Origin of the sequence: Mesorhizobium sp. B2-3-10 (assembly GCF_006442275.1) — a bacterium.
Taxonomy (GTDB): domain Bacteria; phylum Pseudomonadota; class Alphaproteobacteria; order Rhizobiales; family Rhizobiaceae; genus Mesorhizobium; species Mesorhizobium australicum.
Window position 1 is genome coordinate 53,917 of record NZ_VFVT01000008.1, and the last position, 20,109, is coordinate 74,025.

Annotated in this window: 26 protein-coding genes; 8 read left to right on the plus strand and 18 right to left on the minus strand. The window is 63.2% G+C overall.

Annotated features, from left to right (window positions below; genetic code table 11):
* Positions 1-25: 25 nt before the first annotated feature.
* Positions 26-388, minus strand: coding sequence for a hypothetical protein (locus FJ943_RS22605; RefSeq protein WP_140725034.1), 363 nt, complete (start codon positions 386-388; stop codon positions 26-28).
* Positions 389-570: 182 nt separating this feature from the next.
* On the opposite strand from FJ943_RS22605, the gene FJ943_RS22610 reads away from it, so the two are divergent.
* Positions 571-873, plus strand: coding sequence for a hypothetical protein (locus tag FJ943_RS22610; protein WP_015316815.1), 303 nt, complete (start codon positions 571-573; stop codon positions 871-873).
* Positions 874-1,030: 157 nt separating this feature from the next.
* Here the strand turns inward: FJ943_RS22610 and FJ943_RS22615 are convergent, their stop codons facing one another.
* Complete coding sequence (locus tag FJ943_RS22615) at positions 1,031-1,726, minus strand: helix-turn-helix transcriptional regulator (protein ID WP_181166485.1); 696 nt, start codon at positions 1,724-1,726, stop codon at positions 1,031-1,033.
* 578 nt (positions 1,727-2,304) lie between these two features.
* Here FJ943_RS22615 and FJ943_RS22625 point away from each other — a divergent pair.
* A complete protein-coding gene (locus FJ943_RS22625; protein WP_140725512.1) occupies positions 2,305-2,943 on the plus strand; it encodes a GcrA family cell cycle regulator in 639 nt (212 codons plus the stop codon).
* A gap of 117 nt (positions 2,944-3,060) precedes the next feature.
* On the opposite strand, the gene FJ943_RS22630 is transcribed toward FJ943_RS22625, so the two are convergent.
* Both FJ943_RS22630 and FJ943_RS22635 read right to left on the minus strand, forming a co-directional pair.
* A complete protein-coding gene (locus tag FJ943_RS22630; RefSeq protein WP_041163778.1) occupies positions 3,061-3,363 on the minus strand; it encodes a DUF982 domain-containing protein in 303 nt (100 codons plus the stop codon).
* A 93-nt stretch (positions 3,364-3,456) separates the two neighbouring features.
* On the minus strand, positions 3,457-3,738 hold the full coding sequence (locus tag FJ943_RS22635) for a DUF982 domain-containing protein (protein WP_140617911.1): 282 nt from the start codon (positions 3,736-3,738) through the stop codon (positions 3,457-3,459).
* Between the two features lie 92 nt (positions 3,739-3,830).
* On the opposite strand from FJ943_RS22635, the gene FJ943_RS22640 reads away from it, so the two are divergent.
* Genes FJ943_RS22640 through FJ943_RS22650 form a run of 3 tightly spaced genes read left to right on the plus strand, consistent with a single transcriptional unit; the run spans position 3,831 to position 5,369 of the window.
* Positions 3,831-4,445, plus strand: a complete 615-nt coding sequence (locus tag FJ943_RS22640) for a DUF1376 domain-containing protein (RefSeq protein ID WP_140716485.1) — start codon at positions 3,831-3,833, stop codon at positions 4,443-4,445.
* Positions 4,366-4,737 (plus strand): hypothetical protein, encoded by a 372-nt coding sequence (locus FJ943_RS22645; RefSeq protein ID WP_140725037.1) that lies wholly within the window; start codon positions 4,366-4,368, stop codon positions 4,735-4,737. Before FJ943_RS22640 ends, FJ943_RS22645 begins: the two co-directional genes overlap by 80 nt.
* A 38-nt stretch (positions 4,738-4,775) precedes the next feature.
* Complete coding sequence (locus FJ943_RS22650) at positions 4,776-5,369, plus strand: DUF6456 domain-containing protein (RefSeq protein ID WP_140725040.1); 594 nt, start codon at positions 4,776-4,778, stop codon at positions 5,367-5,369.
* Positions 5,370-5,402: 33 nt separating this feature from the next.
* On the opposite strand, the gene FJ943_RS22655 is transcribed toward FJ943_RS22650, so the two are convergent.
* From FJ943_RS22655 to vsr, 3 genes are read right to left on the minus strand one after another with little or no spacing between them, the layout of a single operon-like run.
* A complete protein-coding gene (locus tag FJ943_RS22655) occupies positions 5,403-6,146 on the minus strand; it encodes a GIY-YIG nuclease family protein (RefSeq protein ID WP_140725043.1) in 744 nt (247 codons plus the stop codon).
* A complete protein-coding gene (locus tag FJ943_RS22660) occupies positions 6,143-7,324 on the minus strand; it encodes a DNA cytosine methyltransferase (protein WP_140725046.1) in 1,182 nt (393 codons plus the stop codon). The genes FJ943_RS22655 and FJ943_RS22660 overlap by 4 nt, the downstream gene beginning before the upstream one ends.
* Before the next feature lies 1 nt (position 7,325).
* Positions 7,326-7,739, minus strand: coding sequence for a DNA mismatch endonuclease Vsr (vsr, locus tag FJ943_RS22665; protein ID WP_140725049.1), 414 nt, complete (start codon positions 7,737-7,739; stop codon positions 7,326-7,328).
* 147 nt (positions 7,740-7,886) lie between these two features.
* On the opposite strand from vsr, the gene FJ943_RS22670 reads away from it, so the two are divergent.
* Positions 7,887-8,813: an HNH endonuclease gene (locus FJ943_RS22670; protein ID WP_140725052.1), complete on the plus strand. Its 927-nt coding sequence runs from the start codon at positions 7,887-7,889 to the stop codon at positions 8,811-8,813.
* 75 nt (positions 8,814-8,888) lie between these two features.
* Here FJ943_RS22670 and FJ943_RS22675 read toward each other — a convergent pair whose 3' ends face one another.
* From FJ943_RS22675 to FJ943_RS22695, 4 genes are all read right to left on the minus strand, one after another.
* Positions 8,889-9,230 carry a hypothetical protein gene (locus FJ943_RS22675; protein ID WP_348642096.1) on the minus strand — a complete coding sequence of 114 codons (342 nt, stop codon included), beginning with the start codon at positions 9,228-9,230 and terminating at the stop codon, positions 8,889-8,891.
* Between the two features lie 298 nt (positions 9,231-9,528).
* Positions 9,529-11,556 (minus strand): acyltransferase family protein, encoded by a 2,028-nt coding sequence (locus tag FJ943_RS22680; protein WP_140725059.1) that lies wholly within the window; start codon positions 11,554-11,556, stop codon positions 9,529-9,531.
* Between the two features lie 266 nt (positions 11,557-11,822).
* Positions 11,823-12,125, minus strand: coding sequence for a hypothetical protein (locus FJ943_RS22685; protein WP_140725062.1), 303 nt, complete (start codon positions 12,123-12,125; stop codon positions 11,823-11,825).
* Between the two features lie 515 nt (positions 12,126-12,640).
* Positions 12,641-13,225: a TetR/AcrR family transcriptional regulator gene (locus tag FJ943_RS22695; RefSeq protein ID WP_140725069.1), complete on the minus strand. Its 585-nt coding sequence runs from the start codon at positions 13,223-13,225 to the stop codon at positions 12,641-12,643.
* Between the two features lie 103 nt (positions 13,226-13,328).
* Here FJ943_RS22695 and FJ943_RS22700 point away from each other — a divergent pair, with 103 nt between their 5' ends.
* Positions 13,329-14,144, plus strand: coding sequence for an oxidoreductase (locus tag FJ943_RS22700; protein ID WP_140725072.1), 816 nt, complete (start codon positions 13,329-13,331; stop codon positions 14,142-14,144).
* Positions 14,145-14,171: 27 nt separating this feature from the next.
* A complete protein-coding gene (locus FJ943_RS22705; protein WP_140725515.1) occupies positions 14,172-15,173 on the plus strand; it encodes an NADP-dependent oxidoreductase in 1,002 nt (333 codons plus the stop codon).
* A 40-nt stretch (positions 15,174-15,213) separates the two neighbouring features.
* Here FJ943_RS22705 and FJ943_RS22710 read toward each other — a convergent pair whose 3' ends face one another.
* The 7 genes from FJ943_RS22710 to FJ943_RS22740 all read right to left on the minus strand — a co-directional run bounded on the left by FJ943_RS22710 (position 15,214) and on the right by FJ943_RS22740 (position 20,095).
* Positions 15,214-15,897: a GntR family transcriptional regulator gene (locus tag FJ943_RS22710; RefSeq protein WP_140725075.1), complete on the minus strand. Its 684-nt coding sequence runs from the start codon at positions 15,895-15,897 to the stop codon at positions 15,214-15,216.
* Positions 15,898-15,945: 48 nt separating this feature from the next.
* Positions 15,946-16,140: a hypothetical protein gene (locus FJ943_RS22715; RefSeq protein WP_348642097.1), complete on the minus strand. Its 195-nt coding sequence runs from the start codon at positions 16,138-16,140 to the stop codon at positions 15,946-15,948.
* A 190-nt stretch (positions 16,141-16,330) separates the two neighbouring features.
* Positions 16,331-16,714 (minus strand): hypothetical protein, encoded by a 384-nt coding sequence (locus tag FJ943_RS22720; RefSeq protein ID WP_140725079.1) that lies wholly within the window; start codon positions 16,712-16,714, stop codon positions 16,331-16,333.
* A gap of 113 nt (positions 16,715-16,827) precedes the next feature.
* Positions 16,828-17,859 carry a hydroxyacid dehydrogenase gene (locus FJ943_RS22725; protein ID WP_140725082.1) on the minus strand — a complete coding sequence of 344 codons (1,032 nt, stop codon included), beginning with the start codon at positions 17,857-17,859 and terminating at the stop codon, positions 16,828-16,830.
* A 368-nt stretch (positions 17,860-18,227) separates the two neighbouring features.
* A complete protein-coding gene (locus FJ943_RS22730) occupies positions 18,228-18,455 on the minus strand; it encodes a hypothetical protein (RefSeq protein ID WP_246671921.1) in 228 nt (75 codons plus the stop codon).
* 31 nt (positions 18,456-18,486) lie between these two features.
* Positions 18,487-18,690 carry a hypothetical protein gene (locus tag FJ943_RS22735; protein WP_140725085.1) on the minus strand — a complete coding sequence of 68 codons (204 nt, stop codon included), beginning with the start codon at positions 18,688-18,690 and terminating at the stop codon, positions 18,487-18,489.
* 196 nt (positions 18,691-18,886) lie between these two features.
* Positions 18,887-20,095 (minus strand): NAD(P)/FAD-dependent oxidoreductase, encoded by a 1,209-nt coding sequence (locus FJ943_RS22740; protein ID WP_181174610.1) that lies wholly within the window; start codon positions 20,093-20,095, stop codon positions 18,887-18,889.
* Positions 20,096-20,109 lie beyond the last annotated feature (14 nt).

A 20,109-nucleotide genomic window follows, 5' to 3' on the forward strand; every position in this document is an offset into this window, starting at 1 on the left:
GGCTCGGTCCAGCCGTGCTCGGGCCTCAGGCTGCTTCAAGTGCCCAAAGACGATGGCCGAAACGGCGGAAGAAGCGCGCCACGAGCCGCTGCTGCTTCGCCCTGGCGAGATCGGCCAGGCGCCGTTCCTGGCGCCAGCGCGGCATGTTGCGCCAGCCGGCGATAAAACGGGCTGTATCCTCGACAGCTTCGTGCGCCGACAGCGCCGGGCCGATCGCGGCCAGGAACAGCGGCTCGGCGCGCTTCAACTCGTCGATGACGGCCTTGCGCCTGAAATGATCCAGGCGGGCCTGCGCGATGCCGGTGCGGCGGATCGCCTCGAAGGCTTCGAGCAAGGCGGGACTGTCGCCGGTGTAGCCGCAGGCGCGGGCGAAATCGGCGGCATCCATTCTTGCTCCCGGATCTGGCGCGAGGTGATCCCGCGCCGACTCACATTTGCAAGTATGATATAAGCATAACTCAAACATACATAGAAGGGAGACTTTTGGAGGAGTTTGGAAACTGCGACTCGACTCCTGCTTCGAAACACGGGAAGATAGGAACAAAGCACGAACAAAAGGACGGAGAAGTGATGGCGTTGCCAGGCAGGGAAGCAGTGATCGCGCAGGTCGCCTCGCTGTCGGTCGAGTGCGCCGATTGCGGCCGCAACAGGTGGTGGCGGCCCGATCAGTTGAAGCGCTTCGGTGTGAATGGGAGCACGCCGCTGGCCGCGCTGTCGGGCCGCATTGTCTGCTCGGCCTGCCGGGCCGACGGTCTGCCTGGCACGGCGATCTCGATCCAGGCCGCTTTCATCGACGAGCGCCAGCGCGTGCGCTCGGAAGCGCGCATGCTGAGCGGCCGCGACGTGCCGCTGGAGGGGTCGAGGCGGGCTTGAGGGCGCCGGCTGCCTAAGGCGTCAGCAGACGTCGTCTTCGTCGAAGAGGGCAACGTCTCGCCCGCCGTGAAAGGCTTGCAAGACCGTCACGGTGTTGTCCTTGACGCTGAATGCTATCGTGGCTCGCGGGCGATAGCCCACGCCACGCAGGCCCGGTCTAGTATCCCAGCAGTTCCTTCAGCGGAATCACCCGCCAGACGTGCTTGATGGCGTAGCGATTGAAGGTCAGCGTCTTGGGCGGATTGTACTGCTCGACCACCAGCTCGCCCGCCGTGCGCCGGACCAGTTTCTTGATGAAGGCCTTGCCGTTCTTCTCGTTCTCGTCGGGAAAGGTCTCGATCACCACATGGTCGCCCGGCACCGCGTCGCGGCCGCCGCAATAGATCATGTCGCCGGGTTCGTAGCGCGGCACCATGGAATCCGAGAGGACATGGAGCGCGAATACTCTCGGCAGGTTGCGGACCCCTGGCGGACGCTGCACGTATCCTGCCGGCTCGCCGTTGAAGGTGAAGTCGCCGTCGTCGCCGCCGACGGCGGCGCCCAGCACCGGAATGTCCATCGCTCCGGCCGGCAGCGGGCCGGCGTCGGTGACGATCTCGGCGTCCGCCACCGGGCCGGCATCGTCGAGGAAGACAACCTGCCCTTGGCCCAGCGCCACGGGGTCGACGCGCAGGAAGGCGGCGGTCTTCAGCAAGTTTTCGGTCTTGGGCAGGTTGCGCCCGGTTTCCCAGTTGCCGACGGCGGCGACATCGGTATCGTTGTGCTCGGCGATGTGGCGCATGACCAGGCCACGCTGCTTGCGTGCCTGGCGGATCGCGGCCCCGACCCTGATCGACAGTTGCGTTTTCACCATGGCCTCATGTGAGCGGCAAGTCCTGCTTTCGTCCATGAAAGAATGGCTTGCATCAATTTTTGAGTTATGCTTATATCAACTCATGCAAAAGCTCAACCCTCTCAGAGTCGACAGCACCTCCAGACCGGCCTTGCCGGCCTGCCCTTTCCCTTCCGCCCCGGCCGCCTCCTCCCCGGCCGGGGCGAAGCGCGAAGCCGATTGCGTTGGTGCATCGGCCTTGCGTCCGGTCCGCCCGTTCCCGGCGGCCGGAACGGCCGGAGCCGCCGCTCCCCGCGGCTCCGGCCCCCCATTCGACCCGGCCGCGGGTGTTGCCTGTCGCCCGCAGAACGGCACCGTAGATCCTGTACGAGCCGATGACGGGCAGGGCTGGTTCGGCCCCCGATAGAGACCTGGCGCGGGCGCGGCTTGCGCGCCTCGCCGCAGGTCGCCCGGCGAGGCTGAGAGCCGGCTCGTCCACAGCAATCCCAGCGGCCGACAGGCCGACCAGGCCCGACAGCGCCCATGACGGCCGCGGGCAAACCGACGCTTGCCTGACGGCGCCGTCCACGGCGGCCGCTGGCCGCGCAATGGAGACGGACATGGCAAGCTACAGTGACAGCGAATTGCAGGCGATTGCCGCCTGGCTCGGGGATGGGCTTTCGGCCTCCAGGATCGCGGCGGCGTTCAGCGCACAGCGCGGCAGCCCAGTATCGCGCAACGCCATTATCGGCATCGTCCATCGCAATGCCATGCTGGGCGCGATCGGCTTCGCCAATGGCAAGGGCCCGTCGGCAGCCGGCACGGCGATGGCCAAGGCGGCGAGCCGAGCCGCCAAGGCGGAACCTCTAACGAGCCGTGCCGGCGCCATCCCGCAGCCGGGGAGCACACCGGCCGTGCGGCCGAAGCAGGCCCCTTCGCCCGTCCGGCCACGGCTTTTCCAACGCGAGGCGGGCGTGCTGATCGCTGATGGGCAAACCTACCGCTTCAAGGTGCCGGCGTCGCCGCGCGGTCCTATCGGCCGGCAGCCGCATGGCGTGGCCATGCGCTTCATCGATTGCCTGTTCACCCGCTGCCGTGCTCCGCTCGACCTAGCGCCGGAGGAAGATGCTAAAAATGGTCAGCCCGGCGGACGGCCCGGCCAGGACATGCTGTGCTGCGGCATGCGCATCACTGCGATGAAAAGCTACTGCAGCTATCATCAGGCGCGCTTTCACCGCCCTGTTTGCGAAGCCGGGTGAAGCTCGGTCCCTTCTCCCCGTTGAATGGAGGAAAAGGCGCTTCTCGCGCCGCCGTCACCAGTTTCGATCGCCGCCAATACCGGGAGAATTACCGTGAACGCCTATCGCGCCGCACCGCTATTTCGGCATCTGGCGCCCTTGTTTGGGCGGCTGCACCGCCCGTCGCTCCAGCATCGTCGCCGGGCCGCCGCCGGCAACCAGAATGCCGGCAACCCGGGCAAAGCCGGTGAACACCTTCATCGCATCGGATTGCGAGATCTGCGCCGCGATGGCGGCGCTGCAGGCGTTGAGGGCGCTGCGATAGACGTGGCCCCGCCGCTCGATCGGCCAGCGCTGCAGGAAATCGGCGGCCTCGCTGACAGTCTCGATCTCCTCGACATGGCCGTCCAGGCAGACTTTGAGCGGCACTCCGGTCTTCATCGTACCCACGGCATTCACCTTCGGTGCGGGCGCGGCTTTCGAGCCGACGCTCATAAACGCACAAGGCCTGCCGCCGGTTGCATCGCGGCCGTCTCAGGGGCTCGCTGCCGCGTCGAGCCACTCATGTGCGCGGCTTCTTGGCTTGGCCACCAATATGCCTTGTTGCCTGGCCGCCTCGCGGAAGGCCTCGAAGGCGGGCCGCGGACAGCAAGTACCCTCGACCGCGAGCCGGACGAGCCGTGCCGCCTCGAGATAGCCCGGCGCGGTTTTGTCGGGCCATTGGTGACGAAGCGCTGTCGCCGCATCGGCCACCGAGCCGACCAGCATGGTCTTGTTGTCGCAGAAACGCAGGGTCACCGGCATGAAAGCCGTCATGGGCAATCCTCCCTTGGGCATGGACGCGTCACAACGTCCGGACCGGCGGCGGGTTCCATTAGCGCGGCTGTAAGAACGAGGTGGTGCACGGCATGAGCGAACGGCCCTTCATGCAGCTCTACGTCTCCGATTTCGTCGGCGACACGCTGCAACTCTCGACCGAGCAGATCGGCGCCTACATGCTGCTGCTGATGGCGATGTGGAATGCCGGGGGAAGCCTGCCCGATGATGACGCCAGGCTGGCGCGCGTGGCGCGCCTGCCGTTGAAGCGATGGCGGGCGATCAGCGCCGAGCTGCTCGCCTTCTTCGAGCGCGAGGGCGACGAGATCGGACACAAGAGACTGACGAAGGAGCTGCGCAAGGCGCGGCTCAAGAGCGAGGCGAGAGCGGCCGCCGGCGCGCGCGGCGGAGCCGCCACCGCCTTGAAAACAAAGGCGCATACCCAAGCAAATGCCGATGTTTTGACGCGGCATTCTCCAGAGTCCAGAAACCAGATGGAAAAAGCTTCGGCTTTTTCAGCGCGCGAAGGGCGCGAAAGACCGGGCCGGCTCAAAAAGCCGCCGGGCTGGACCAGGCCGAAAACCCACGGGGACGCCGCCAACGCCATCATCGAGGAGATCCGCGGATATGACCACGGCCGAACTGCAGCAGGCAACGAAGGCGCTGGCGGCAATGTTCTCCTGCTTCCCGCAATCCGCCCTGACTGACGTCGAGATGCAACTGCGCGGCTACCTCGGCGCGATCAGGGATGCCGAACTAGGCGACCTGCAGGCCGCCATCCAGCGCTTCGTGCGCGGCGAGGTGAGGAGCGGCAACGCGCAGTTCTGTCCTTCGAGCGCGCAGCTCTGCATCGAAGTGCGCGAGCGGCGGGTGATGCGGGAGTTGCTGGCGCGGAGGGGCGTCGGCCTGGTTTCCTCGCCTGTGCGAAGCGGCGGGCAGGTGGCCCGGCGAAGCCGGGACGGAGAGGGGGACGCCCTCGGCCACGCCAGAGCCGACTGAGAATTGGCCACCACTCGAACACAACCAAGGAGCCACCCATGCCCAAAAAAACCAAGGCCGCCAGGCCGCAAGCGCCGAAACTGCCGAGAGGCGAGGCCGAGCAGGTGCGCATCCGCCGCGAGGTCGGCCATGATTTCGCGCTGAAGGACGATGCCTTCGGCCGCAAGCGGCTGACACCGGGCACGGCCGAGGCGCGGCGCGTCTACGAGGTGTCGAATGACGGCCACACTTCCACCGGCGGCATCGTGCGGGTGCGCAATGTCGACCCGCTGCTGGGCATCACCTCGCTGACCCGCCAACAGCGCGAGGCCGGCATGCGCTACCGCGAGCACTTCCGGTGCAGCCAGCAGGCCGATATCAAGCCGATGCGCTGGACGGAGCGCGTCGACGGCGGCCGCATCGGCGGCGGCATCGCCGACAGCGTGCTCAACGCCGGCCGCGCGCACGCCGCCGCGACACGGGCCCTCGGGCATTGGGATGTGGCGGCAATCGTGCATAAGGTCGTGTGCCTGGAACAGCCGGTGAAGACCGTGGCCGAACAGGATGGCGAAGGCCGCGACGTGGTGACGAGGCTGCTGAAGGTAGGGCTCGACCTGCTGGCCGTGCACTATGGGATGATGATGGGACGGTGAGCAGCGAAGGGCGCGGCTGTTTGATAGGCCCTTCTACCCCTTTGAAACCGCGATTACTTCAGCCTGGGGGTAATCACGTTTCTCTTTGTAGAGGATGATGTAACCGGGCAGGGCGGTTGCCTGCCATCCTTGAGGCAAGGGATTCACGATATGACGGATCGCTGCCCTTGGAGTTATAGGGCCGCTCAACGCCGCCAGCTTGGTTGCATCGAAATCCGAGTCAGCTTTCTGGAAACGGAACGTGTACGGCAAGGCCTCTTTGAGCCGAGCGAGGGCGCTTGACGCGGTCTCGCCATGGTCGATGGCGAACGCCATTTGCCGGTCAATGTCGATCGGGAACTTAGCGTCATAGTTCTTGGATTTGACCTTAGTGGTGTCGCGCTGCCTGCCTGGATCGTTGGAGCCGAACCCGCTTCCATTCCAATCTATGGCCTTTACGCCGCCATAGTGGCGTATGAGATTCGCCTCCAGATCCATGGCTGTGAACACGAAAATGCGCACGGCCTTGAAGCTAACGCGCGCTGGATCCAGGTCAACCCGATGCATGATCTTGCGGGCATGGCGGGACAGGCGCTTCTGTAGTCCGGCCTCGGCGTCAGTCTTGCCCACATAGACGAGCTGACCATCAAGCAGGAGTTGATAGACGCCCTGTTCCTCGGGGACCGCCTGCAAGCTCGCGGTGTTGAGCGGGGCAGTATCAAGCCTGTCAAGCACGTCGATAAGTCGTGCCAACAGTGCGCCTGGAAGGTCGAATTCGAATTCGACATAACCCTTCATTTCAAGAAATCCGACCCACCGAAGTCGAGATGGCGTTTCACGCTGCGCGCGACGATGTTCGCCAGTTCCACCGGGACAGCATTGCCGAGCTGACGCATGGTTTCGGACCATGCGCCGTGGAAACGGAAATTATCCGGGAATGTCTGCAAGCGCGCGCTTTCGCGCACGGTGAAGTAGCGCACGCTGCCATCTGGCCGTAGCAGCATGTTCTCGCCACCCGGAACGCCATGGACACCTGCTTTCAGCGTCTTGGCCGGTTCGTCGAGTGGGCTTCCGGTGTGCCCGGGATAGGATCGCGCTCCGGGTTGGAACCGGTGGTTGTTATGGTTCGCGGCTTTTCGCAACTCATGCTCGGGATCGGGCAGATCGCCTATCGCGTCTCGCGTTGTCCGCCACGGCGCGGTTTTTGGTTTGACGTCGAGTCGTGCCGCGCGCTCGGAATGCCTATCGCCAACCTTACGATCAGCATTGCGGACCTTGTGTCGATCCCAGTAGTCCCCTTTTTCCTGATCCCACAGCAAGGCCTCGAGAGAGTGCGTCTCCAACGGGAAAGCCCATTTGATGTCGAGGTCGGCTCGGAAGCCCACGAAAATTACCCGCTCCCGACGCTGCGGGATACCGTAATTCGCCGCGTTTAACGATCGTGGAACAACCCGATATTCAAGGCCTCTTGGTCCACGACGGCCGGTATGATGCTTTTCAAGCCGCCGCAGATGGCTTTCCCAACCCTCGTCGGATTCGGCGACCAGCTCCGGGTAGGTCATTTGCAGCACGATGTGCGAAAAATACGTCGCGAAGGTTTCGCGAGTCAGCCCTTTGACATTCTCGAAGATGAAGGCGCGTGGCTTGGCTTCCCGAACCGCCCGGACCGCTTCCGGCCACATATCACGCGAATCCAGATGGGCGCGATGCTTGCCGCCCAACGAGAATGGTTGGCAGGGCGGGCCGCCTGTCACCAGATCTATCTTGCCCTCGTGTGCCCGAAAATCCACGCCGCGAACATCGCCCTCGATAGGCTCCGGCCAATCACCAACCAGGCCGAGGCCATCGGCCCGGTTTTCGCGAATGGTGTCGCAGCACCACCGGTCCCACTCGATTACGGCTTCCGGCGTGAATCCGGCACGGCTCACACCCATGCCAAGCCCGCCAGCGCCCGCGAACAGCTCGATCGATTTCATGCTATTCCCCCACGAATTGGCGCAGCTTGTTCTCTAATTGTTCACTTTGCCGCAATTCGCATTCCCAGACAACCAGGACGTTCCAGCCGAGCCGCTTTAGTGCATCCTGTTTGAGCGCGTCGCGCTCCGCGTTCGCCGACAATTTAGGTTCCCAGAAGTCCAACCGGGACTTTGGAAGACGGGCGAGCCGGCACGCCGGATCGTCGTGACGATGCCAAAAGCACCCATGAATGAAAATCGCTTTTTTGCGTTTTCCAAAAACAATGTCCGGTTTTCCAGGCAGGTCGCCACGGTGGAGCCGGTAACGATAGCCCATCCCGTGGAGTAGCCGGCGCACGACCATCTCCGGCTTCGTATCCCTGCCATGGATACGCGCCATCCGTTCACTTCGTTCGGTGGTCGAGAGGGTGTCCACTTTTCATCGTCTCATGATTCGGGAAGATGGTGTTGCGTTTTGGCACGAAAGTGAAGGGCCAGAGGCGCAAGCATTGTTGGAAGGAGCCATCTCGCACGATGTTCGAAACGCGGCTAAATTCCAGTCCGTGTAGTGCCGAGGGGAATCGTGAAAGCCATTTTCGATTTGAAATCGGGGTCTGGTTATAAGGATGGCCAAGGCCATTATCACTTTCCGGCTCGCTATCTGGAAGTGGCTCGAAATTCGGTTGGCGATTGGGTGCTTTACCGTGAACCTCGACGCAATAATGGTAGCCAAGCTTATATTGCCGTCGCTCGGGTGGCCGATATTGAGCCGGATCTGGAATTGGCCGGCCACTACTATGCCAATGTGACGGACTACCTGGACTTTCCGACACCTGTGCCTTTCAAGAAGGACGGCCGCTACGCAGAGACAGCGCTACGCCATGTCGGTGACCCGCGCCGCGTTGGTCGGGAGATACAAGGCAGATCGATACGGTTGATCCCGCAGGAGGATTTCGACGAGATCGTCCTGGCTGGCTTGCGGGAACCACTCGACCCCGCAAATGCCAGAAGACTTAGCCCTGATATGCTTCCGCTCGACGTTCCATGGTCGATGCAGCCTCGTTTCGGTGGACAGTCCGGTTTTGCCGAGACAGTCGATCGTCGGGTCGAGCGGATTTTGCTAAACCGCAAAGTCCGTGACGCGACTTTCCGGCTGGAGGTCTGTCGCGCCTACGAGGATACCTGCGCCGTCACCGGCTTGCGCATCATCAATGGTGGTGGTCGAGCTGAGGTTCAGGCCGCACATATCAAGCCGGTCGCGGCTGGTGGTCCCGATGTTGTGCGCAATGGCATCGCGCTATCAGCCACCGTGCACTGGCTATTTGACCGACACCTGATTTCGATAGACGAGAACCATCGGCTGCTGGTCGCTCATAATCGGGTCCCCAGTGAATTGAGAAATCTCTTTCGCCCTGAATCCCAAGGTTTGCACTGGCCCAAGGATTCGCGATTGATGCCCCATCCGGCGTTCTTGGCTCACCACCGAGAGCGGTTCGCGGGCGTGCACTGATCTTGAGGCACACTCTTTTATCCGCCCGTTAACAAGCCACCGGCCGGCTAACGCCGGCCGGGCCAAATCCCAAGGTCAGTAGCCGCAGACCCGCACTCTCTCGATTACACGGTGGTGGTGGCGCCAATGCTTCACCAGCTCGGTGTGGCAGCGGCGATGGTACATGCCGTAATAGCGCGGCCGGTAGCCGTCGTCGTACACGCCATAACGATAGTGGTGACGGCGGTAATAGGCTCCATCGTCGGAGTAGCCACCGTAATAGTCGCTATCGTCGGAGTAGTGACGGTAATAGTCGCGATGTCTGGGAACGTAGTAGTCGTCATCATAGCCGTTCCCGATGCCGAGCGTGATGCTGGCGGCATTTGCCGGAGCGATCACCGCCACCGCCGAAGCGACCGCGATCACGGATGCAAGCAAGAGCTTTTTCATGACAACCTCCTTCTTAAGGTGTGCCTAATAAACGCTGCAGCCGCGGCCCTGTTCCCATAAATCGGTGGATCGATCGTTCGAGCTGTTTGCCGGGGCGAAAGGACCTGTCCGGCGATGCCGCCCTGGCCATACCTGTCAACATGGTGGGGCGCGTTTTGAACCTTGGCCGCCGCCGTCCATTTCCCCTGGATGCAACCAGCAAGGCATGCAACCACCAAGGGAGATTGGACCACGGGGGCCGAGTAAGCGGGCGCTCTTCCTTTTCCCACAAGGGGAAAGGAACCCTCTAAAACAGCGCCTTTTCCAGCGGTGCTGTCAGTGTCTCGGCAAAGGCCGTCGCCAGATGATGCCTGTCGCGGAAGGCGAGTTTGCCATCGATGAAGACGTGGCATTCGGTCGGGCCGCAGAAGCGGTCGGTGAGGTCGACATAGAGCGTGTCGGGGATGCTTTTCACCACCGCGCGCTCGGCGGCGGCCACGTCGTCATTGGCGGCCTCGGCCCTCGGCGTGTCGCACAGCGACGGCGCCTCGCGCCACCACAGCGCGCGGGCGACGCAGGCGTTCGCGAAGCTGTCGCCGATCGGCGTGTCGCGGATGACGGCGGCCTCGACGCCTGCCTGGCTGAAGGCCTCCAAGGTGGAGCGCAGGCCAGCCTGCCAGCGAGCTATCTCGGCCTTGCGGCTGGCGGCGGACATGTCGCGTGTCAGATTGCCGATCGAGAATTCCGAGATCACCACCAGGCGCGGCTTGCTGCGGATAATGTCTGAAATCGCCTGTTCGCGCCAGGCGTCGCATTCGGTGTAGTCGCGCTTGAGCACGGCGTTGAAGGTCGACAGGCGTGAAGCGCGGCACGAGGATTTGAGGTAGGTGACCACTTTGGTGTCGTTACGTTTTGCCGCCTCGACCAGCGGCGTCGACCAGTGGTCGGCATGCGAATCGCCGAACAGCACAATGGTGTGGGCGGCGTCGGCCGGCCCGAAGGTGCAAGGCTTCGGCTCCACCGTGTGAAAATCGAGCAGGCAGTCCTTGTCGACGGCGCGCGCGATGGACGGCTGTTCGGCGGCCTCTTCGATGCCGCGCTGGGTCGGGTCGATGTTGCGCGTGGCCAGATGCGCGTTGGCGTAGGCCGCCGCCACGCCGGCGGCGGTCAGCACGAGGGCCGGGGCGAGGGCAAGGCCGGGGAAAAGCCGAAGCGGTCTTGCGGCCGGGCTGGCGTCGAAGCGAAAGGCCCTGGCTGTCGCCGCCAGCCAGTCACCGCGCCGCGCGGGGTTTTCGATCAGCCGGTAGGTGGCCGCCGACAGCGCCAGCGCCAGCACGGCGCAGCCGATACGCTGCGCCACGCCGAGGTCGGGCTCCAGCATGGTGGCATAGACGATGATGGGCCAATGCCAGAGATAGAGCGAATAGGAGAGCGTGCCGACCCACTGCAAGGGCGCCAGCGAGAGCATGGCGGCGGGCGCCAAGGCCTGCCAGCGAGTCCTGGCCGGGGCATCGCCCTGTTCGCCGGCGCCGCTCAACAGTACCAGCACGGAGCCGGCAACCGGCAGCAGCGCGTACCAGCCGGGGAAGGGCAGGTCTTCGCTCAAACAGAGATAGGCGACGGCGATCAGCGCCAGGCCCAGCCATCCCTGTGCCGCCCGCAGCCAGAACTGATGCCGCCATAAGATTGGCGCGCCAAAGGTCGCCAGGCCGCCGGCGGCGAATTCCCAGGCCCGCAGCGGCGAGAAATAGAAGGCCCAGGCCGGCGAGAGACTGGTGAGCCAGAGACAAGCCGCGAAGGAGGCGAGGCCGACGGTACCGATCACGGCCACCGTCATGCGTCGGCCCCGATGCAGCCAGGCGGCGAAGACAAGCAGTGCCGGCCAGACGAGATAGAACTGTTCCTCCACCGACAGCGACCAGAAGTGGATGAAGGGATTGCTCAAAGCATCGGCGGCGAAATAGTCGAACGACCAGCGCAGCAGCCACAGATTGATGGTGTAGGCCGCGGCATACATGGCGCCGCGCGAATAGAGCGCCTGTTCCTGCGGCGCCATGATGAAGGTGCCGACGGCGAGCGTAACCAGGATGACGAAGATGGCGGCCGGCAGAAGGCGCCGTGCGCGCCTGGCATAGAAGCGCCAGAGGTCGAGGCGGCCGGTCTCGGTGATCTCCTGCATCAGATGCGTGGTGATCAGCCAGCCGGAAATGACAAAGAAGATGTCGACCCCGGCAAAGCCGCCAGGCAGCGCCGTGAGGCCGAAATGGTAGGCGACGACGCCGCCAACCGCCAGCGCGCGCAAGCCCTGTATGTCAGGCCGAAACGATGCCGCCACGACAGCTCCTTCGTTTGCGCCCAGCCGTCACCCTGTCCGGCCGGGGAGCCGATATTGCAATGCAGCATATATTTTGCAGTGCAACATGGCCAGAGCAAGGACGCTGTTTTTTCCTCTTCTTGAAAACGCGGGAAATGTGTCGATCGACGGCAAAACTCGTGGCGTCAGGGACCTGGAGTGGGAATCGAATGAGCAACGGCAAGGCAAAGCACGGCGGTCACGAAAACAGCCCCGAACGGGGCTGTTTTCACGGCTGCGGCGCGTTATCAACTGCCGCCGTTCAGCTTCACACTGCTGCAGAATTCCGGATGCGTGTTGGTCGGGTTGGCGTTCTTGGCCTCGTCGGCGCAAGCGGTCTTCATGGCGGTCTGGTCCTCGGGCGTGAGGGCCTTCCAGGCTTTGACGAAGGCATCATTGCCGACCATCTTCTTCATGCCGGAGTCCGTGTAGAACGGCTTCATCTTGGCAGGATCGTCGAGAGCGGATGTTCCCGTGCTGGCTCCGGCGAGAGCCGAACCGGTGGCCATCGAAAGCGCCATCGCGCCAAGACAGATCATCTTGATGTTCATGACTGGGTCCTTCCCTGTTGCTTTGCGACCGTCGAAGCAACGATCAAGGTTATAACGAAACAATTTGCCCGAAAGTTCCGGTTTATCAGACCAAAATTCCCCAACTTCGCCAGAATATGGTCTGGCGAACCTTTGTCACCTTTGCGATAGCTGAGCGCGCTCCACGGCGTCCAGGCGGTTGCTTGGTTTTGGGCAGCCTTCCCTGTCGCCGCTCATCGCCGCTGACGCTGGAGACGGCCAGGCTTCCGGCTGTCTGGACAATTTCGCGGTTCGCGGATGGTTCCGGGTTCCGGCAGGATGGCCTCGTCGCCGCACAAAAAAGGCCTCGCGGGCGCGGCCAGCGAGGCATTGATGGAGGGTCTTGTCATCGCCTCAGAAGGCGATTGCGCAGCAACGAGGCCGGCTTGCGGAAAGTTTCAGCGCCCAGCGACCGTCAAGCGCCTCTCCTATGAAAGCCACGATCAGCTTCGCCGGCACCTTGCAGACTTCGTCTGAGCCTACAACTTCGCTCGAACCTAGGAGGAAGCCTCGCTATCCCGCTGGATCAGCGTGCGCGCCGCGTCTGCCCCTGCCGCGAGGACGCGTTCCGAGAGTTCCGTTCCGTCCACGGCGCGGGCCATCTGAAGGGCGCCGATAAGGGTCGCAAAGATGCCCAGCGCAACGCTTTCCCGATTCTGGGTCCGCGGCGGCAGTTCCGCCGCCACCTGGCGCACCTGGGTCAGCAAGCGCTCGGTATAGAGTTGACGTGTTTCGGAAGGCTCGCGTGCGATCTCGGGCAGCAATGCGGCGGACGCGCAGCCCTGTCCCGGATTGTCCCGGTGTGCCGTCGACAGATAAGCGTCGATGGCCATATCCAGGCCGCCGGCAGCCAAAGCTTCGCGGATCTGGTCCGACTGATCCTCCAAGGCCGCTGCCACGGTTTCACGGACAAGCGCCGCCTTGGATTGAAAGTGCGGATAGAAGGCCCCGTTGGTCAGGCCGGCGTCTTTCATGATGGTTGCGAGCCCGGACGCGGCGATACCGTCACCGCGAAAACGGTTGGCGGCAACCTCCATGATCCGGCTGCGCGAGGCGTCCTTCCGGCCTTTTTCATAGCGCATGGCTGCGATTCCTTTCTTCTATTGCATTATGAGTGTAATATGATATTACGATCATAATTCTAGCGAGGAGAAAAAGCTAGCCCTCATGATTTTGGAGCACCAAATGAACAGGAATTCGGGAAAGACCGCGCTCGTCACGGGAGCCTCCTCGGGCATCGGCCGCGCCAGCGCGGAAGCGCTGGCGCGAGCGGGATTTACCGTGTTCGGCACAAGCCGCCGCAAGCTCGGCGACAGCCCGAACGGAGTAACCATGCTGGTTTGCGATGTGACCGACGACAAGGCCATCGATGCACTCGTTTCAACCATACACGCGCGGACCGGCCGCATCGATCTGCTGGTCAACAATGCCGGCGTCGGCATGTTTGGAGGAGCCGAAGAATCCTCGATCTCGCAGGTGCAGGCGCTGTTCGACGTCAATTTGTTCGGCGTCATGCGCGTGACCAATGCGGTGTTGCCGTCGATGCGGCGGCAGGGCGTAGGACGCATCATAAATATCGGCTCGATCCTGGGATTGGTACCCGCGCCATATTCGGCGCATTACTCCGCGGTCAAGCACGCGCTCGAAGGTTATTCGGAATCGCTCGATCATGAGATTCGTGCCTTCAATATTCGCGTCTCGGTCATCGAGCCGGCATTCGTGCGCACCGTCTTCGACCAGAATGGAATAGAACCGGATTCCGTGCTGAAGGAATACGATCGGGCGCGAGCCGGCTTCAAGGCGTTGCTTGCCGATGTGATGCCCAAAGCCGATCGGCCGGAAGTGGTGGCGGATGTGGTCGTCAAAGCGGCGACCGCCAGCCAGCCGCGCCGGCGCTACACCGCGGGCAAGGCGGCCCGGCAGGTCAGCCTGCTGCGTCGCTTCGCGCCCGCCGGGATGTTCGACAAGACCTTGCGCAAGCAGTTCCGCTTGCCTGCCTGAGCAAACGATTTTCAGAAAGTGACCATGATGAAAGCCTTTGTCGTCGACAAATATCAGAAGAAGGGCGCCCTGCGGCTGGCCGAAATGCCAGAGCCGGATCCGCGGGACGATGATGTCCTGGTCGAGATCCATGCCGCCGCCGTGAACCTCCTGGATGCCAAAGTCCGGGACGGAGAGTTCAAACCCATCCTGCCCTATCGCCCGCCCTTCATTCTGGGCCACGACGTGGCAGGAATCGTCGTGCGGGTCGGATCGAAAGTCCGCGGCTTCAAGCCAGGCGACGAAGTCTATGCCCGGCCGCGCGATGGCCGGATCGGGACATTCGCGCAATCCATAGCCATGAACGAAGCCGACGTGGCCCTGAAGCCAAAAAACCTCAGCATGGAAGAGGCCGCCTCGATCCCGCTCGTCGGCCTGACTGCCTGGCAGGTGCTGGTCGAGAAAGCCAAACTGAGGAAGGGGCAGAAAGTCTTCATCCAGGCCGGTTCCGGCGGGGTGGGGACCTTCGCCATCCAGCTGGCGAAGCATCTCGGCGCGACGGTCGCGACAACAGCGAGCGCGGCGAGCACCGATCTGGTCAAAAGTCTCGGCGCCGATATCGTCGTCGATTACAAGAAGGATGATTTCGAAAACGTCCTGCAGGGCTGCGACGTTGTCCTGAACAGCCAGGACGCCAAGACGCTCGAAAAATCGCTGCGCGTTCTGAAGCCGGGCGGCAAGCTGATCTCCATCTCCGGTCCCCCGGATTCCGATTTTGCCAGGAAACAAGGCCTCAACATCGTCCTGAGGCTGATCGTGGGCCTGCTGAGCCGTGGCATACGCCGCAAGGCAAAACGCGCCGGTGTCGACTATTCGTTCCTGTTCATGTGGGCGCAGGGCGACCAGCTGGGCAAGATCACGTCGCTCATCGAATCCGGCGCCGTACGCCCCGTCGTCGATCGGGTCTTCCCATTCGAACAGACCAACGAAGCATTGACCTATGTCGGGACCGGACGGGCAAAAGGCAAGGTCGTCATCAAGGTCAGATAGAATGGCGCGGCAGCGCGTCACCTGTACCCGGCACTGCCCGTCATCCTTGGCCGGCGTCGCGGCCCACCGGTCCCATCTCGACCTCCCTCAGATAAAACGCCTTGCTCGGCTGCAGGTGGTCGACGCAGAGCTGCGCCAGCACCCAATTGTCGCTGCGCTTCAGCGCCTCGATCATCATCAGATGATGCTGGCGCGAGATTTCGAGCTTGTCCCGGTCGGCCAGCGAATTCGCCCGTACCGGCAGGCTGAGGCGCATATAGTGCTCGATCGAGGACACGAGATAGGCGTTGCCGCAGGCCGAGAACATGGTGAGGTGGAAGCGGTCGTTGGCCTCATGGATGCCTCTGAGGTAGCCGGCGTCGACATGGGTGCTGTAGACGCGGTGGATCTCGATCAGCTCGGCGATCAGCGCCTCGCTCGCCGGCAGCCGGATCATCAGCGCGGCCTGGCGCTGCAGCATCTCGCGCACCTCGTATATCTGGCGGACTTCCTCGGGCGCGAGTCGGCGCACCGTGGCGCCCTTGTTGCGCTCGCGCGTGGCGACGCCAAGCCTTTCCAGCTGGTAGAGGGCCTGGCGGATGGTGTGGCGCGAGACCGGGAAGCGGGCCAGCAGCACGTCCTCGACCAGCCGCGTGCCGGGCGCCAGCCGGCCAAAGATGATGTCTTCCTCCAGCGCATGGACGATATCGGCTTCCTTGCCGCCATAGTCGACCGTGTTGAGCATCGCGATCCTCTTGCTGGCCCGGCCAAATCGTCATTGGCCCTGACCACTCTAGCGTTCGCGCGCGAGGCTGGCCACAAGCTGGTCGAGGCTGACGACGCCGCACATCCGCATCGCGTGGCGCAGGCTGATCCTGCCGACTTGCTGGCGCATGATGACCGGCAGGCAGGCCGGCCCCGCTCCGGTCAGCACGAAGGCCTGGCCGACCAGGACCGGTTCGGAGAAGGGCGCCCACTGCACGGCCACGAATGGGACCTTCGGCCAATATCGCTGCTGGACATGGAAAGGCCCGCCACCGACGCGACTCGTGACGGGCCTTCCGAGTACGCCGGGCTTCCCACCGCCCGGCCATTTGCAAAACCAGCCGGCGGCGCGATCGTTCCATCAGGAAGCGCGGGCATCTCTGGGAGACGGGCTCACGGACCTTTGCGGGTCACTATTTGTGGATGAGCCATTCTATCAAGCCGGTCTCGACCAGCTCGCAGCCGGTAAACTCGTGAACCAGGCTTTTGGCCAGATCGCGCCATTGACACTCGGGCACGTTCGCTTGCGAGACCAGATCTCGAAATACAGCGCGCAGAATGTCGGCATCGAACGCTGAGACGGCAAAGGGAACCGGGTCTGTAGCTTCCCAGGCTCGACTGTTGCCATCGCGCTGGCGTTGGCGAAGGCGTTTCAGAAGCTCGCGCGATTGCGCGATCGCGCGCCTGGAATGGTCCATTTCGCGGCGAAAGGCGATGTTTCCAGCAATGGAACGATGTCGTAGCAGGAAGCTGGCTTCGATAGCTGCCCGCGCCACGTCTATATGGCTTCCAACCATCGCTACCTCCCTGAGGTTGTTTTTTACGCCTCCGAAGGTGCATCTCAAAGGGGATTCAGCGTACGGTTTGGTACAAAACCCGCCTATGCGGTTGAGCACACCCGCGCGGTTGCTCAATTCCTGTCGGACGGCTTCGAGCGCATCCTCGACACCGTCTCGCGCTCGGCGCGTTTGGAGCGCAGCGGCGGCAGGCCACGGTCGATCAGGTCCATGTCCTCCAGCACCATGTCGCCCATGCGTTTGAAGGCGATGTTGAGGGCGCCGGCGCGATGGGCGGAGCGCAGGAAGCCGGGCAGCGCACGCACGGGATGGTCGACTGCCAGCGGCTCCTCGGGAAAGACATCGCTGGCGGCAAGGATGTGGCCGCTCCTCACAGCCGCCATCAAGGCGGGGAAATCGACCACGCCGGCACGGCTGAGCAGGATGAAGGCGGCTCCCTTGCGCATCTTGCCAAAAGCATCGGCGCCCAGAAACCCTTGATTCTCGGAGGTTACCGAGGCGACGACGAAGACGAAGTCGCTTGATGACAGCACCTCGTCCAGCGAGGCCGGCTCGACGCCGTTTTCCCTCAGGATCGACGGCGGCAGCCAGGGGTCGAACACCTTCGTGTGGGTGCGGAAGCCCAACAGCAGGCGGTTGAGGGCGCGGCCGAGATCGCCAAAGCCGATGATGCCGACATCGGCTCCCGAAAGCAGCCGCGCCGTCTGGTTGCCGTCGCCGCCCCACAGTTCCTCGCCTTTGCGGAAAGCAAGGTCGGCATCGACGATGCCGCGGGCAAGGTTGAGCGCCATGGCCAGGCCGAGCTCGGCTACCGGCTCGGCGAAGACCTGGCCCGTCGTGACGACATGGATACCCCGTGCGAACAGTGTTTCGTAGGGCATGTTGTCGAGGAGGTTGCTCTCGACATTGAAGACGCAGCGCAGCGCCTTCATCGCTTCAAGCGTCCGCGGGGAGATCGGCGGCTGGCCGACGATGTAGCGGGCCTCGGCCAGCACCTGGGCCGGCAGCCGCGCCACGCCGTCGGGCGTCGTCTCGACGATGCGATAATGCGCCTTGAGGCGCGCCAGCTGCGGCGGCGTGAAGATCAGTTCGAGCGTGCGCGGCTCGGGCGCGCTGATCACCAGCGGCAAGGCGGTGTCTGACATTGGCAAGGTCCTCCCACGCGCCTTGTGGCGCTTTCTCGATCCTAAATCTATCCCGTGCCGGCGGATTTGAAAGCACGGTGGACCAATTCACCCGGCGCGGGGCGTTTCGAACAATCACCACGGCCGTCCTGGTACGATTGACATTGGCGGCGAAGCCGGTCTTCTCTGCGGTTTCCAACAAGGGGAGATGGCTGGTGAAGAAATACGAGAAGCCAACCTGGCAGAAGCGCGAACGGCTTTCGGCCGTCACTGCTCTCAGCGGATCTTCAGGGTTACCGACCACGCTCTGAATGGGCTAGTGCATTCGCCGGTCGAACAAAGGCGCGATCGACCGATCGCGCCTTTTGCCTTTGCGAACGAGCAGGCCGTCACCCACGCCGCTTCGGCGGTGCGGGCTTCTGTCGCTCGCCGCTCGGCTCGGCGGACAGTCGCTGCTTGCGAAGGCGCTCGGTCTTTGCGTCGCGGGCCTGCCGTTCGGCGTCGAGAATAAGCCGCGACTCGCGATCAGCTCTCTCAAGCTTATGCTTGTCGACCAATCGGGCCACTTTGTCCTCCGGCGGCGTATCGCATTCCATGAAACCAACGCCGGTCGGCAAGGTTCCCTTGGGTCCGGGCTTTGAGATCGCGTCAGGATTCTGCGTGGTCCGGCCGCTCGGCGCGGTGACCAGTCTGCCAACTGGTGAGTTGGCGCTCGGCCTCCGATATGGTCACGCTCATCAAGCCGTCAAATTCGGCCATGGCTTCCATATGCCCATGATCAATGATGGATTTGCGAAGAATGCGCATTGCCAGAATAGCATCCTGCAACGCGCGGTCGATATTCTTGACCATGACAGGATCTCCTGCGGGAATAACCTGTCGGCAAGCCGCTTGTTCCCACCGAACGGCACTGGATCTGCTTTTTGAGCGCGATGTCGCTGTCCCAGTGAAGCGCTCCAGCGGTTTCCTTCTCCGGGAGGGGTGGAGCCAGGTTAGAGGTACGGCCCTCAGGACAGAACCACGATGACGATGAAGGGTGGGAGACCCCTCACGCCATGCCCGGCTCCCTCCGCATTCCCAAATGGCGCACCTTGCGGCCGATGATCATCAGCCTGCGTGCCGTGTTGTTGCGCAGGCGCCGCGCGCGCCATTCCAGCCCGGTTTCGGTGGTGATCCGCCTGGCGTAGACGCTCACACGCATGCCGGCCTCATCGGAGGCCAGCTTGACCGGATCGTCATAGAAAGCGGCGATCTTGTCCGCCGCCATGCCTGGCGTTTCCAGCCAGCGTGGAATGTGAACGGAATGGAGCTGATCGACGTCGATCATGACCCGCCCTATGCCGACGCCCGGCGTCGGGCATGTCGTCCAGAACGCGTCACCGATGAAGACGACCCCGTCGCGGCGATGGCCTTGCGTCGTGGTCAGGTTGATCTGCCGCACCTCGACGGGACTTGAGACAGCGAAGTTGCCGCATTGCGCCGATATTTCAGGCATCAATTCGCAAAGCATCTTCTGCGGATCGGCCCGAAAATCCCTCGTCCATTGCTCGGCCACGGTGCGATAGACGAACATGTTGGCCCGCATCTTGTCGCCGAGAGGAAAGACGGTGATGTAGGCGACGCGGTCGCTGGCCCGCCTGCCGTAGCAGGTGACGGCCTGGTAGACGCATTCGCGCGGCGGAATGGCGAGGTCGAAACCCATCGAGAGCGAATGAGCTTTCGATTGCTCGACCCGCTCGACGCCGATGGCGCGCCGCACCGCTTCGCTATGACCGGTGGCGACCACCAGCAGGCGAGCCGTGATGACCCTGCCGTCGTTCAGCACGAGGCGCTGCCGATCCGGTCCGGTCGAGACCTCGGCGACCTTGCCGACCGTTATCGGCACTTGCGGGGGAAGGGCATCGCGCAGCCCGTTGATCAACGCTCCATAGGAAAATGCGTATTCGGGCCTGCGCTCACGCGCGAACAGCTGGCCAAGGCGGAACACATGAATGTCGTCAAACGGCGTGACGAGCCGCATGACCGTTTCGTCGAGGCCGAGCTTCTCGAACAGCCGTATCTGATCGGTACCGATTTTCTCGGCCCGGAACTCGTCGTGATGAACGCGGTGCGGATCGATCAGTGCCACCTTGCGGCCAGCTTTTGCCAACACGGTTGCCAGCGTGGTGCCGGCCATTCCGGCGCCAACGATCGCCACGTCGACTTCGATGGGGCCAGCGTCGGCGGGGGTGATTTCGCTGCCCTTCATGCTGGTCATCTTCTGTCTCCACA

Bases quoted from the DNA above. Each gene is read 5' to 3' on its own strand.
- FJ943_RS22605 (WP_140725034.1), bottom strand. From the start codon at position 388: ATGGATGCCGCCGATTTCGCCCGCGCCTGCGGCTACACCGGCGACAGT.
- FJ943_RS22610 (WP_015316815.1), top strand. From the start codon at position 571: ATGGCGTTGCCAGGCAGGGAAGCAGTGATCGCGCAGGTCGCCTCGCTG.
- FJ943_RS22615 (WP_181166485.1), bottom strand. From the start codon at position 1,726: ATGGTGAAAACGCAACTGTCGATCAGGGTCGGGGCCGCGATCCGCCAG.
- FJ943_RS22625 (WP_140725512.1), top strand. From the start codon at position 2,305: ATGGCAAGCTACAGTGACAGCGAATTGCAGGCGATTGCCGCCTGGCTC.
- FJ943_RS22630 (WP_041163778.1), bottom strand. From the start codon at position 3,363: ATGAAGACCGGAGTGCCGCTCAAAGTCTGCCTGGACGGCCATGTCGAG.
- FJ943_RS22635 (WP_140617911.1), bottom strand. From the start codon at position 3,738: ATGACGGCTTTCATGCCGGTGACCCTGCGTTTCTGCGACAACAAGACC.
- FJ943_RS22640 (WP_140716485.1), top strand. From the start codon at position 3,831: ATGAGCGAACGGCCCTTCATGCAGCTCTACGTCTCCGATTTCGTCGGC.
- FJ943_RS22645 (WP_140725037.1), top strand. From the start codon at position 4,366: ATGACCACGGCCGAACTGCAGCAGGCAACGAAGGCGCTGGCGGCAATG.
- FJ943_RS22650 (WP_140725040.1), top strand. From the start codon at position 4,776: ATGCCCAAAAAAACCAAGGCCGCCAGGCCGCAAGCGCCGAAACTGCCG.
- FJ943_RS22655 (WP_140725043.1), bottom strand. From the start codon at position 6,146: ATGAAGGGTTATGTCGAATTCGAATTCGACCTTCCAGGCGCACTGTTG.
- FJ943_RS22660 (WP_140725046.1), bottom strand. From the start codon at position 7,324: ATGAAATCGATCGAGCTGTTCGCGGGCGCTGGCGGGCTTGGCATGGGT.
- FJ943_RS22685 (WP_140725062.1), bottom strand. From the start codon at position 12,125: ATGAACATCAAGATGATCTGTCTTGGCGCGATGGCGCTTTCGATGGCC.
- FJ943_RS22695 (WP_140725069.1), bottom strand. From the start codon at position 13,225: ATGCGCTATGAAAAAGGCCGGAAGGACGCCTCGCGCAGCCGGATCATG.
- FJ943_RS22700 (WP_140725072.1), top strand. From the start codon at position 13,329: ATGAACAGGAATTCGGGAAAGACCGCGCTCGTCACGGGAGCCTCCTCG.
- FJ943_RS22705 (WP_140725515.1), top strand. From the start codon at position 14,172: ATGAAAGCCTTTGTCGTCGACAAATATCAGAAGAAGGGCGCCCTGCGG.
- FJ943_RS22710 (WP_140725075.1), bottom strand. From the start codon at position 15,897: ATGCTCAACACGGTCGACTATGGCGGCAAGGAAGCCGATATCGTCCAT.
- FJ943_RS22720 (WP_140725079.1), bottom strand. From the start codon at position 16,714: ATGGTTGGAAGCCATATAGACGTGGCGCGGGCAGCTATCGAAGCCAGC.
- FJ943_RS22725 (WP_140725082.1), bottom strand. From the start codon at position 17,859: ATGTCAGACACCGCCTTGCCGCTGGTGATCAGCGCGCCCGAGCCGCGC.
- FJ943_RS22735 (WP_140725085.1), bottom strand. From the start codon at position 18,690: ATGGTCAAGAATATCGACCGCGCGTTGCAGGATGCTATTCTGGCAATG.
- FJ943_RS22740 (WP_181174610.1), bottom strand. From the start codon at position 20,095: ATGACCAGCATGAAGGGCAGCGAAATCACCCCCGCCGACGCTGGCCCC.